The 12196-nt window shown below is 58.7% G+C and carries 11 protein-coding genes and 3 pseudogenes; 6 read left to right on the top strand and 8 right to left on the bottom strand.

Annotated features, from left to right (window positions below):
- The first annotated feature begins 92 nt into the window (after window positions 1–92).
- The 3 genes from BTUS_RS04070 (at window position 93) to BTUS_RS16660 (ending at window position 4841) form a co-directional block, all read left to right on the top strand.
- Window positions 93–587 (top strand): DUF2231 domain-containing protein, encoded by a 495-nt coding sequence (locus BTUS_RS04070; RefSeq protein ID WP_013074853.1) that lies wholly within the window; start codon window positions 93–95, stop codon window positions 585–587.
- Window positions 588–707: 120 nt separating this feature from the next.
- Complete coding sequence (locus BTUS_RS04065) at window positions 708–1538, top strand: SDH family Clp fold serine proteinase (RefSeq protein ID WP_013074852.1); 831 nt, start codon at window positions 708–710, stop codon at window positions 1536–1538.
- A 297-nt stretch (window positions 1539–1835) separates the two neighbouring features.
- Window positions 1836–4841: an MBL fold/beta-CASP domain-containing RNA metallo-hydrolase gene (locus tag BTUS_RS16660; RefSeq protein WP_013074851.1), complete on the top strand. Its 3006-nt coding sequence runs from the start codon at window positions 1836–1838 to the stop codon at window positions 4839–4841.
- 166 nt (window positions 4842–5007) lie between these two features.
- Here the strand turns inward: BTUS_RS16660 and BTUS_RS17340 are convergent.
- Window positions 5008–5205: pseudogene (locus BTUS_RS17340) on the bottom strand (ATP-binding cassette domain-containing protein); the annotation flags it as partial.
- Between the two features lie 444 nt (window positions 5206–5649).
- Here BTUS_RS17340 and BTUS_RS18790 point away from each other — a divergent pair.
- On the top strand, window positions 5650–5976 hold the full coding sequence (locus tag BTUS_RS18790) for a DUF4277 domain-containing protein (protein ID WP_083780020.1): 327 nt from the start codon (window positions 5650–5652) through the stop codon (window positions 5974–5976).
- Window positions 5977–6014: 38 nt separating this feature from the next.
- Here the strand turns inward: BTUS_RS18790 and BTUS_RS04050 are convergent, their stop codons facing one another.
- The 5 genes from BTUS_RS04050 to BTUS_RS19070 form a co-directional block, all read right to left on the bottom strand.
- Window positions 6015–6323 (bottom strand): type II toxin-antitoxin system RelE/ParE family toxin, encoded by a 309-nt coding sequence (locus BTUS_RS04050; protein ID WP_013074849.1) that lies wholly within the window; start codon window positions 6321–6323, stop codon window positions 6015–6017.
- Window positions 6316–6714: an AbrB/MazE/SpoVT family DNA-binding domain-containing protein gene (locus tag BTUS_RS04045; RefSeq protein ID WP_013074848.1), complete on the bottom strand. Its 399-nt coding sequence runs from the start codon at window positions 6712–6714 to the stop codon at window positions 6316–6318. The genes BTUS_RS04050 and BTUS_RS04045 overlap by 8 nt, the downstream gene beginning before the upstream one ends.
- Before the next feature lie 264 nt (window positions 6715–6978).
- Window positions 6979–7353, bottom strand: coding sequence for a hypothetical protein (locus BTUS_RS19400; protein WP_245543361.1), 375 nt, complete (start codon window positions 7351–7353; stop codon window positions 6979–6981).
- A 694-nt stretch (window positions 7354–8047) separates the two neighbouring features.
- Window positions 8048–8344: a helix-turn-helix domain-containing protein gene (locus tag BTUS_RS04035; protein WP_013074846.1), complete on the bottom strand. Its 297-nt coding sequence runs from the start codon at window positions 8342–8344 to the stop codon at window positions 8048–8050.
- 165 nt (window positions 8345–8509) lie between these two features.
- On the bottom strand, window positions 8510–8632 hold the full coding sequence (locus BTUS_RS19070) for a hypothetical protein (protein WP_280990928.1): 123 nt from the start codon (window positions 8630–8632) through the stop codon (window positions 8510–8512).
- A 278-nt stretch (window positions 8633–8910) separates the two neighbouring features.
- Between BTUS_RS19070 and BTUS_RS04025 the strand changes: the two are divergent.
- A pseudogene (locus tag BTUS_RS04025) lies at window positions 8911–9792 on the top strand (IS256 family transposase); the annotation flags it as partial.
- Between the two features lie 177 nt (window positions 9793–9969).
- Here BTUS_RS04025 and BTUS_RS04020 read toward each other — a convergent pair.
- Window positions 9970–11301, bottom strand: a complete 1332-nt coding sequence (locus tag BTUS_RS04020; protein WP_013074844.1) for an MFS transporter — start codon at window positions 11299–11301, stop codon at window positions 9970–9972.
- Between the two features lie 387 nt (window positions 11302–11688).
- Here BTUS_RS04020 and BTUS_RS18780 point away from each other — a divergent pair.
- A pseudogene (locus tag BTUS_RS18780) lies at window positions 11689–11928 on the top strand (DUF6431 domain-containing protein); the annotation flags it as partial.
- A 38-nt stretch (window positions 11929–11966) separates the two neighbouring features.
- On the opposite strand, the gene BTUS_RS18320 reads toward BTUS_RS18780, so the two are convergent.
- Complete coding sequence (locus tag BTUS_RS18320; protein ID WP_013074843.1) at window positions 11967–12182, bottom strand: hypothetical protein; 216 nt, start codon at window positions 12180–12182, stop codon at window positions 11967–11969.
- Window positions 12183–12196 lie beyond the last annotated feature (14 nt).

Raw genomic sequence — 12196 nt, 5'->3', positions numbered from 1 at the left:
TTTCGTTCGTTGTTATCGAATTGTTACCCGCCTGTCAGGTTCCTGTTAGTCCCGGTGGGTAGAATGGGCAGAGACATCGAGGAGGTTGAGCCATGAGCGGTTTTCTGCTGGACCTATTTCGTCACCCCCATCCCATTGTCGTCCACTTTCCCATTGCGCTGATCGTCGTCGCAGCCGCTTATGACCTGATCACCGTCGTCCGTCATCGGGAGATCCCCCCGGGCCGCGGCCTTCTTCTGTGGCTCGTCGCTGCAGCCGGGGCGGCGCTGGCCGTGGCCACGGGACCGGAACACGACGCCCGGGGGATCTCCGCCTGGTTTGAGCCTCATGAGCGATTGGCTGATGTGACGTTGATACTCACCCTGATCGTCGCAGCTTGGCGACTGTGGGCGGTTTGGCGCCACCGGCCCGTCGGTGGTGCGGTTAAGAAGACCGCTTATGCAATTCTTTCTCTGTCCGCCGCCGTGGCCGTGCTGGTCAGCGGCTATTACGGGGGCCAGATGGTGTATGAAGAGGCCATCGGCGTCTCCATGAACGGCAATCTGGTTCATCCGCCGATACCGGGAAGTCACGGCGAGCACGACTGATGCCGGGGGGGCGTGCACCCCTCCGGCATTTTTTGTCCCCCGTCCATTGCATCCGCGCCCCGGGGCATGTTTATAATAAGGCAACGTAATCAGGTAAGCGGCGAGAAACGAGGGGGATTCATGTCCAACATCATTTGGTTCCTGATTTTTATCTCCTTCTTGTGGCCGATGGTCCACCAGCGCACCGTGGAATTCCAGCGGATCCGAGCCATCCGTCGCTGGGAAACAAGGCAGGGCACCCGGATGATCACCTTGATCAACCGCCAGGAAACCCTCAGTTTCCTCGGCGTGCCCCTGCGCAACTACATCAACATCGAAGACTCCGAGCAGGTGCTTCGGGCGATCCGCCTGACTCCCGACGACATGCCCATCGACCTGGTATTGCATACCCCCGGCGGCCTGGTGCTGGCGGCGGAACAGATCGCCGCGGCCCTGAAAGCGCATCCGGCGGACGTCACAGTGTATGTACCCCACTATGCCATGTCCGGGGGTACCCTCATCGCCCTGGCCGCCGACCGGATCGTCATGGATGAGAACGCTGTGCTGGGCCCGGTGGATCCCCAGCTGGGGCAATGGCCCGCGGCGTCGATCCTCCGCCTCACCCGCACCAAAGAAGCGAAGGACATCGATGACGAGACCTGGATTATGGCGGATATGGCGGAAAAGGCGATTCACCAGGTGCGGGAATTCGTGGCGAATCTGTTAAGGGAACACTTCACCGACAACCAAGCCCGGGATCTGGCCGAGATCCTCTCCGAAGGAACCTGGACCCACGACTATCCTCTCATGTACCGGCAGCTGCGGGATTTCGGCCTTCCGGTGAGCACCGACATGCCCGAAGAGATTTATGCCCTCATGGACCTCTATCCCCAACCGCCCCAGCGTCGCCCCACGGTGGGCTATGTTCCGCTTCCTTACCACCGACCGCGCCCCCCGGCGCAAAACCGCTAGGTCTTATAACTGTGGCAGAAAAAATAGTACGAATGTCCCAATGCCAGCTAGGGCATTCCTCACGGCAAAGGGCGGCCGCTGAACCTCGTTGGCGTCGCCGCCACGCGTCTGCGGTTCCGCACTCCGCAAAGGTGAGGAGCAGCCGGCGTTGTGCCCGTCGCGTACTCTTATTGGCTGTACCGTCGGATCGACCGCCGGTGAGGCAGAGGATCCGCGGGGAATCGTTCGCCCGGTGAACAAAGATGCGGTATGATGATCACGTGAGACCACGATCATGTTTCTACAGGAGCGATGGGAATGCGGGTGACGTTTCTCGGAGGGACTGACATCGGGGCTTCCTGCCTGTGGTTTGAGACCCAAACGGGCGGCTGGCTGGTGGACGCCGGGGTCCGGATGGACGACAGGGACCCGCTTCCGAGCCTGGACCGGTTGGCCCGGGCAGGAGACCGGATTCAGGGAATCTTTGTCACTCACGCCCACCAGGACCACATCGGGGCCCTGCCCCTGATCTCGTCCCTTTTCCCCGATGCGCCGGTGTTCATGACCCGGGCGACCCTGGACCTGGCCCGGGTGATGCTGGCGGACGCCCTCAAGGTGAGCCGGGAAGAGGGAAAGGTCAGCGTGTTCACCGAGGACCAGCTCAACGACCTGTGGCCCAGGGTGCGGGTGATGGGCCAGGACAAGGTGTTCGGGTGGAACGGGATGCAGGTGGCCACATACAGCGCCGGGCACATCCTCGGGGCGGTGTCCATCGGCTTTGTGACCGAAGCCGAGGGCAGCGTGCTGGTCACGGGGGATTTTTCCGTCACACCCGGCCGGCTGCTCCCCGGCCTCCGGATGCCACGCGGAAGTGCGTACGATGCCGTGATCACCGAGTCCACCTACGGCAACCGCCTGCACGGCAACCGCGCCGAACAGGAGGACCGGATGGCCCGGCAGGTGGCCGAGGTCATCGAGCGGGGCGGGTTCGTGCTCATTCCCGCCTTTGCCGTGGGGCGGGCCCAGGAAGTGCTGACGATTCTCCAGGATTTTATGAGATACAACAAAGACTATCCCAAATTCCCGCTGGTGGTGGACGGGCTGGTGCGGTCGGTGTGTCCGGTCTACGAGGCCCACGGGGAGCTGCTGCGGGGCCCGGCGAAACGGATGCTGCGCACGACGGGAAGCCTGTTTGACCGCGAGGACATCCGGTTTGTGCGCCGGCCCGAGGAACGGCGGGAAGTGGTGGAGGGCCGGCCCGCCTGCATTGTCGCTTCCTCCGGAATGCTGAACGGCGGACCGTCCGTGTTCTATGCGGACAAGTTGATCCAGCACGAGAACAACGCGATCCTCCTGTGCGGCTACCAGGATGAAGAATCTCCGGGTCGGCGGCTGCTGAACATGGCGGAACAGCCGGAGTCGGAGCGGCGGTGGTTCCTGCCGGACCGGGTGGTGCCGGTGAACGCGAAGGTGGCCCTGTACTCGCTGTCCGCCCACGCGGACCGGCGCGAACTGGTCCAGACGGCAGCCCAGCTCCGTCCCCGGCAGGTGTTGCTGGTCCACGGCGATCCCGAGGCCAAGGAAATGCTGGCGGCGGAACTCCGGGCGTATTTGCCCAAAGCCGACATCCGCGCCGCCGGACTGGGTGAGACCGTCGAGATCCTCCCCGGAGAACGGAGACACAGATTTACCTCGGCGGATGTGAGCGAGGAGGAACGCCCGGTGCGGGCGCACTCCTGGACCGGGCAGGTCCTGGTCTTCCGGACGCCCGGGCAGGCGGGGGAACTGGCCATCGGGGTGTGCGCGTCGGTCACGTCCTCGGCGTGCGTGGTGACCACGGCCGCCGGGACGGCGCTGCGGGTTCCGGTGGGCCTGGTGGTGGATGCCCTGGGGCGGGTGCCGGCCGGGGAACACCCGGAGGAGTACCTGGCCGGTTTGTGGCGGGCGGCGCAAGCCTGCGTGGAAGAAAACCGGGTGTGGGGGTACCGGCCGGCGGAACGCCTGGGATACCGCCTGGCCGAAGAGTGGGGGCGGCTGGTTCCGGCGGATCCCCTCGGACTGGAAGCGGTGAGTGAAGCCTTGGCCCCGTACGGCTGGCGCAAGGTGGAGCCGGATGAACAGTCGCGGGTGTTCCGCCTCTATGTGGCGTTCCCGTGGGCCGTCCCGGAAGAAGTCCGGGAGACGGTCAATGCCCGGGAGATCCAGGGCGGCTGGCGGTACGAACTCCAGCCCCACGTGTATCCTCCGGCGGTGCAGCGTCTGGCCGAAGAGACGGCCCGGTCGGTCGGGGGGAAGGCCGGAAATGTCAGGATTTACCCGCAGGAACGGCGGGTGGAGGTGCCCGTGGCGGGCGGATTGACGGTGGAGCAGCGCCTCCGGATGGAGGACTCCCTGCGGCAGCGGGTGGGCGGCACCGTGCGGGTGGTCCCGGTGGACCTGAACCTGCGGGAGGCGGCCGGGACGGCGGAACGCCGCATGGAGCAAAATGCGGCTTTGGCGGCTGTCCGGGAACAGGCGCCGGCGTGGCTGGAACTGCAGAAGGCGGGTCTGGATCCCGCACTGGGGACCATCACGCTGTCGGTCGCCTTTCCGGACGCGGTGCGGAAGAGGCCGGAGGCGGCGGCCTTTGCCGAGCGGGTGGAGCGGTTTACCGGCTGGCGAGTGGCGTGGGCCGACTCGGTCAATCAACAGCGACTGTCGGAAGCGGCCGTGGAACTGTGCCGGGAAGAGGGGCTGGAGATGCGGAAAAACCCGTCTCTCATGTTGGCGGACAAGGTGGTCCGGGTTCAGGTGAGCGGCGCGGTGGAACCGGAACAGGGCCGTGCCGTGGCGGAACGGTTCCGAGAGCGGACCGGGTGGACACTGGAATTTGCCGGACCATCGCGATCCATGGGGACCGGATCCGGGGAAGAGGAGACGGTCCGGACGCCCGGCGAGTCCGGCCGGGAGCGCATGGAGATGAACCGCGCGCTGTCCTGGGTCGAGGCTTCGGCAAAAGCGCGCGGGATCGCCGTCTACAAGAAATCCGTCCAGGGAGAGTCCCTGGAACTGATGTTCATCACCCCGGAGGCCGGACGGAAACACCGCGACTGGCTGGAACAGATGGCGGAGGAAACCGGATGGACATTGCGGGTGGCCAACAAAATCCACCAGCAGGCGTTGATCCAACTGGCTGAAGAGCTCGCCGGCGACTGCGGCCTGTTCCGCACGCCGGGGATTCACCAGGACCGCCGGGAAGTCCGCGTGCGCACGGAGAGGCCGGTGCCGGAAGAGCGGACGGCGGCCTTTGAGGAGCGCACGGGTTGGCGGATGGCCTGTGAATGACTCCGGCCGGCCATACCAGGATCCACGATCGCAGCGGGGGAGGGGCGGCCGTCGCCCCCTCCCGCCCGATTGCAGCTTGCGTCAGCGGAGAAAGGCCAGCAGCATCCACAGGTGCTGCTCGAGTTGCCTGTGAATGCCCAGGAGCATGTCCGCAGTGGCTTCGTTAGATCACGGTCATGCCCTCGGCGTTCAGGCGGCGCACGGTGTCGAGGATGTGCCCGCGTGACTGCGGATCGATGCCGACCGTCGGCTCGTCCATGATCAGCACCTTCGGCCGGTGCACGAGACCCACGGCCATGTGGAGCCGGCGCTGCATACCGGCGGAAAAGTGCGCTACGCGTTCCCGCCGGTGCTCTGTCAAACCAGCATCTCCCGCAACGAAGCCTGCGAATGATGAGCTGGACCTTCGCTGCCGAGGCCCGAACACATCCACTCCGCCGACTGCCAATCACGCCAAGCGCCCCTCACAACACGGGCAGGGCACCGATTCCGCACTCCGAACAAAAAACCCCGTCTACACCTGTTTCAACGAGCTCAAAATCTGATACAATGATCACAGGTGATGATGATTGGGTACCTCTGAGGATGCTGTTGACCGCAGTATCCTGATAGACAGAGGTATAATGGACCCAAGAAAATGAACAACAAGAAGGAAGATTTTAAAGTAGGTCCATGAGGCGAAAAAAGTATGATACTTACTTCAAAACCAAAGCTGTCCTGGAAATTCTCAAGGAAGAAAAGACGTTGCCTGAATCCGTGATACCTTGGCGGGGATAGCGCCCTGCCGGCCACAGATCCTCCTTGAAACATTCCGAATTCTCTCTGTACCGAGGTTAGCCCCGGCACCACCATCACCGCTCTCTTGGTCAATCTTCTCGTACGCCGGGAACCGTTGTACCGGATCGAGTGGTTCTTCCGGGACATGGATGTGGGGACCTTGTTCGGCAGTGGAATCGAGGCCAGTCACTTCAATGATTACAAAGGCCAGATTGAGGTCGAGAACCTGTTTCGGGCCCTGAAACAGCCCTATTTCCAGGAAGACATTGCGCAAGAAAACCATTGTCAACCGACCGCCGATGCCCGGCAGCTCCCCATAAATGCCCGCCGAGGCCATGTCGAGAATGCGATGGCTTGAATGACCGGCTCACGGTCCGGTGCATTTCGCGGTTTAAGTTACAGCCCTTTCCATATGCGTTTTAATTCCTCATAGAAATTCTCCCGCGTCCCAACGAGCAAAATGAGAACAAAAGGCTCTGTGTCCCCGTCTTCGACGACCGTGTAGGCCACTCGATGTTCGCCATCCACGTATCGAAACCCGACCGTAAAAACTCCGCCCAAATCGCCGACTTTTGGGTCTCCCTCAAACGGCCTTTCGCAGATCGCCCACATCGTCGCCTGGTACCGGCGAAGCAGCGCCTTGTCCTTGATTTTCTTCAATACCTGCTTCGCCCTTGACGACAACTTGTACCGGTACTCACTCATCGCCTTTGATCAATTCTTCCATAAAGGCGTCTCCATCCGGCTCCGAGCCGTTCAGCGCCTCCTTGCGGGCTTCTGCAACCAGTTCGTTCATGGCCGCCAGCAGGCCCTCCCGGCGCCGCGCAAACTCCCTTTTCAGTTCCTCACCCGTCAGACCTTCGTCTGCTAAGTCGTTGATAATTTCCTGCGAAAAATCCATCGGATCTTCGACCCGGACCGGTTCCAGCACAAGACGGCCTCGCTCGACATACGCACGCAGAACGTTTCCCATGCCAAGCTGATCAAAGAACTCTTTTGGAATCGTCACTTGACGCTTCCCCGTGATCCGCACATACTTTTCCACTGCCGTGGGCCTCCTTTCCTGCACACTGACAGCATACGCCGACTTCGTCATCTTTAGACGGCCTCCTTTCATCCTTGATTCAAGGATACAACGAAGAGGCAAATACGTAAAGAGAAAATTTGCACGAAAACAGGGAACTGAAGGTGACCCCGTTTACAGCCCTCGGGCGGGAAAGCCGCCCTTCAGCCGCTTAGAGTGTCAAAAGAAGCTTTGAGTTGACAGGGTAACACCTGCATGACAAGTGCCGAAACACTACTCGCTCTACACGTGAGCCGGGAGAAAAAAGCAAGAGGGCCGAAGTCCTCTCGCCATTTTTCATCCAGCGCTCAACGTCTCGGCTTCCTGTAAAAACCCCGTGATAATCACACTCCTGCCGAAGCCGCCGAAAGTTCCCTCCCAGCTTCCTCCAGGACCAGTTTCAGCCGTAGATCCAGCGCATTCGCAACTCGGATCAGGGTATCCAAACGCGGCACTGCGTTCCCGGTCTCCAGCCTGGCGATCGCCGATGGCTTGACCCCGGTTTTCGCCCAGTTGCTCCTGCGTCAGGCCGAGCTGTCGCCGGCGCAAAACCATCGCCCCGATCAGTTCCGCCAAGAAATCGTTCAGCCGTTGTTCTTCTTTGGTGTAGTCCGATCCGCTGGCACCAATCTCTTCGCAGTAGTGCAGCGTCCGCACGGACAATTCTGTCATCTTCGCAATTTCTCCGACTCTCCAAACGGCTTTGTCTCTGGCCCTTCCCTCCCCGACGCCTCCTTCAAAAATTGCCGGCACCCTTGCCATACATCCTCACGTTCCGTGAAGATCAAGTGCAAATCGGAGGGCTGTCCCAAACGTGTTATTGCACTTAGCAATCAGCCCCCAAAAGCAACTGGCCAGACAAAAAGTGAAAGCGAAGAGGCGGGGCGGATAGACGGCGATCAGTCGCCCGATCTACCCCATGGTCTTGAACGAGATGAGCAAAAGTGAGTCGGAGCCAATACCAAAAGATCTTTATCTCCCGTGACAATAAAATCCACTCTATAGAACCGGGCGGCCGCCAAAATCGGTCCGTCTTTGGGATCGCGAAGCTCCTCAATAGCTTGTTCCATTTGGTCAGGTGGCGGTTCCGGCATTATCAAAGAACTTTTCACTGTCCAGCAAATAAGAAGAGGCAAATAAAGTTATTCCATCCAGATCCGCAAACGCAAACGTGGGCTCTCTACAAGAAACGCATACGAATGGTTAAATTCTCTTCTTCTGGGCAGAAAAAACGACGATTCAGAAATCACCAGCGACCTGCCAAAGACATCATAAGATTCCGGGGGGGGGGGGCAACTCGCATTTCACAACCTGTGGTTCGGATTCCATACCGGTGGTGGGATTATGCGGCTCTTGTCAAGCGTTTTCATTGTTTTGCCAGCCGGTCGAGAGCCGACTTATACTTTGTGATGAATTGCTCGAGGGCATTCTTAACTTCATCCTCTGTTGCTTGTTCAATCGGCGGTTGTCCATAATGCCGCTCCACCGCCTTCCGAGTGATCAACCACGTGCCACCGCTTTTCCGGACCTCATGACGAGCAAATCGACCCCGATCGATAGATTTTCTTAGGGTATCTTTACCAAGCCCCCACATCTTTTCAGCCTCAGAGATGGTCATCACCTCATATAGAACAGAAGACTCGTCATGGTTTTGATTTAGCATAATCATCCCCCTCTTTGTCCTAACGCTTTATTTTATAATTAAAGACACGAATTCGTGTCAAATCCAAGCGTGGAACCCTCTACTCATGCGTTACCAGTTCCACTTCGCAAGCAATCGCCCATACAAGGCCAAGAAGTTCTCTGGTTACAGCCGTCACCGAAACGCCTATCGACTTGCCCTCGCCCGGATCTCCGGCGCCTTGGCCGCATCCAGACCTTCGGCCAGCAGGGGCGACACCATCTGCATCCGCTCGACCGCCAACTCCTCCGCTTTCTTCCAGTCTTTCAAGCCTTTCACCTCTTTCATGAGGGATCTCACAACACGGGCAGGGCACCGATTCCGCACTCCGAACAAAAAACCCCGTCTACACCTGTTTCAACGAGCTCAAAATCTGATATAATGATCACAGGTGATGATGATTGGGTACCTCTGAGGATGCTGTTGACCGCAGTATCCTGATAGACAGAGGTACCCTTTTCCTTTCCCAGACTTATGGACATTGTATCCGTCAACTTCTGGACAGGCAATCCCGTCAGCATTCGGCCATTATGGAATAGCGGTAACACTATGCATTTGGTCTTGAACCGGTGGGTAGCGAGGTGGAAACGGCCGGCACGAGCAAGAGCGCCGTCAGCCGCCGTTTCATCGCCGCGACGAAGAAGCTGCTGGAAAAGCTCATGCAGCGACGCCTGGATGACCGCCGGTATGTGGCCCTGGTCATCGACGGGATCGTCATGGCGGACCACACCGTGGTGGCCGCACTGGGCATTGATGCCGAGGGAAAGAAGCAGATCCTGGGCGTCTGGGAAGGAGCGACCGAGAATGCGACGGTGCGCAAGGCACTGCTGACCGATCTTGTGGACCGAGGACTGAGGACTGACGGCGGGATTCTGGTGGTGATCGATGGGAGCAAGGCCTTACGTACAGCCGTGCGGGACGTACTGGGAGAGACAGCCGTGGTTCAACGGTGTCAGGTGCACAAAGAGCGCAATGTCCTGGAGCACCTGCCGGAGAAACAGCGAGATTGGGTCAAGAGGCAACTGCGGGAGGCCTGGCGTCAGGAGACCGAGAAAGAGGCGCTGGCGGCCCTGAGGCGATTGGCGGCGCAGCTTGAGAAGGCGTATCCAGGGGCGGCAGCCAGTTTGCGGGAAGGGATGGAAGAGACCGTGACCGTGATCCGACTGGGTATTCCGGAACTGTTGCGGGGGACCCTGCGTTCGACGAATGTGATTGAATCGGCGAATGATATAGTGCGTCTGGGGAGTCGGAACGTGAAACGTTGGCAAAATGGGGAACAGGTGCTACGCTCGGCTGCCGCGGGTTTTCTCGAGGCGGAGAAAAAGTTCCGCACCGTCAAGGGATTTCGCCAAATCCCGCTGCTCATCGACGCATTACACAAGTGTGTACATTCACAACTCCAGAAGGAAGAAACATCCATAACCGCGTAAATTGAAGAAAAAGGCCGTCACGAAAATCTACGACGACCGGGACAACCCCGGTTGATCTCATGATGACATGGTTAGCGGAGATGATCCAGTCCAATTTCGGGGCTTAAGAGTTTGTATCTTGACACCACATAGCTGGTCTTGACGGGACAATACCTTTCCCTTATTAAGTCTTCCACGTTATCCCTTCTTTTGACTCTTTGACCAGACGATTACCGGAATCAAAAGCAAGGACAGGAACCCTCCTGCCAAAGAAAGCGTGGCATAGCTGGACTGGGCAACAACCATGCCGGACAATGCACCCCCGGAGGACCCAGCCAAAGCGATCAGCACATCCACCGTACCTTGAGTTTTCGCCCGGATTTGCGGCGGCGTGGCATCGACGATAGCTGCTGTACCGCTAATCAATCCGAAGTTCCAGCCCAAACCAAGCAACGCCAGCGCAAGTATGAGCAGGACCATCGATTGGCCAGGCGCAAATGCAGCCACCAATCCTGCCAAGAGCAAGGTAACACCAGAAATGTAGAACATCATCGTCCGTCCGTACTTATCAACGAGAAAGCCGGTAATTGGGGAAGGCAAGTACATTGCAGCAATATGGATTCCGATAACGAGACCGATCTCCCCTAGCCCATGTCCGTAATGCTTCATGTGAACAGGTGTCATCGTCATAATGGCAATCATCACAATTTGAGTTAACACCATCACGGTTGCACCCAGGATAACCCCTGGCTTATGGATTCCCTCTTCAGCGACCTTTGTTCCCGTTCCGGTGCTTTGATTTTCCTTGGAACGTTCAACATCTGCGATGGCTTTGGCGACCACAAGCGGATCAGGGCGAAGAAATAAGAGAAGGGCCAGTCCGGCTAAAATATACGCAACGGTAGCCAGCATAAATGGCCCTGAAAGCGCAGGAGCGCCCAGAGAAGTCGCTACCCTCCCCGTGATATTGACCAGATTCGGTCCCGCCACTGCGCCGAATGTCGTGAACACCATTGCGGCGCTAATTGCCTTCGCCCGCTGTGTTGGAAGTGCCAAGTCCGTACCAGCATAACGCGCCTGCAAGTTTGTCGCTGTGCCGGCACCGTAGACCAACAACGAAATAAAAAACAGAGGTAATATATGGAATATTGCTGCCGAAACGACCCCAATTGAGCCAATGCCTCCCGCCAAAAAACCTGTAGCCACACCAATTCGTCGACCCAACCGTTGGGAAAGGCGACCAACTAAAAACGCTGCAGCGGCAGAACCTAATGTAAACAAAGCAGCAGGAATTCCTGCATATCTATCAGTTCCGAGCATATTCTGGGCGAGCAGTGCGCCTACCGTGATGCCTGCAGCTAACCCCGCTCCACCAAAGATTTGCGACGCAATAACGATCCCTATCGTTTTCCTATACAACTGCCGCTGTTTCTCAGGTGATACCACATATTGCTTCAGCCACTCGGGAAGGCTTTTCACCTTCTCCTCAATCGATAATGAATCCTCAACTAGGTTCTTGGTTTCCATCATGACCGCACCCCCTCCGTCGTTCCGCCTTTCCCTTAGGCACTCACACCACCGGGGAGATAAAGCACGCTGAAGCTCTTTGCCCCGGCACAAACGCTAGATCGATGTTAAAGCGTGCCTTCAGCGATTCGGGCGTATGCAACAGTAATTTGATATGTCTGTTACCGCTACGCCATAATGGCCGAATGCTGACGGGATTGCCTGTCCAGAAGTTGACGGATACAATGTCCATAAGTCTGGGAAAGGAAAAGGGTACCTCTGTCTATCAGGATACTGCGGTCAACAGCATCCTCAGAGGCACCCAACCACAATCACCTGTGATCATTGTATCAGATTTTGAGCTCGTTGAAACAGGTGTAGACGGGGTTTTTTGTTCGGAGTGCGGAATCGGTGCCCTGTCCGTGTTGTGAGGGGGCGCTTGGCGTGATTGGCAGTCGGCGTCGTGGATGTGTCCGGTCCGCAGGAGAGAAGATCCAGTTCATCATTCGCAGGCTTCGTTGTGGGCGTTGCAGGCGGATCCATCACGAGCTGCCGGACATCCTGGTGCCTTACAAACGGCATGAGGCCCTCAGCATCGAAGCCGCGGTGAGTGAGCCGCCTGCGGAGCCTGTCGGGGTCGAGGAGTCCACATTGCGCCGCTGGCGGCACTGGTTTGCCGGTTGGGCACCTTACGCGGCCGGCTGCCTGAACGCCTTGGCCCATCGCTTCGGGTTTCCTGTGGAAAGCTCGTCCACTTGTCCACAGTCTGCACTCCAACGGATCGGACGGCTGGTGGGGGAGGCCTCCGGATGGCTGGCCCGAACTGTCCGCCCCATGGCCAATGCAAATTTGTGGGTACAGACCCGTTCGGCCTGTTTGTCCAGGGCGTCTTCGGCTACTTTCAAGCTAATCCCTCCTG

It is taken from the genome of Kyrpidia tusciae DSM 2912 (genome assembly GCF_000092905.1).
Taxonomy (GTDB): Bacteria; Bacillota; Bacilli; order Kyrpidiales; family Kyrpidiaceae; genus Kyrpidia; species Kyrpidia tusciae.
The sequence above is the reverse complement of the archived record's forward strand: the minus strand, read 5'-3'. Positions and strand labels throughout refer to the sequence as shown.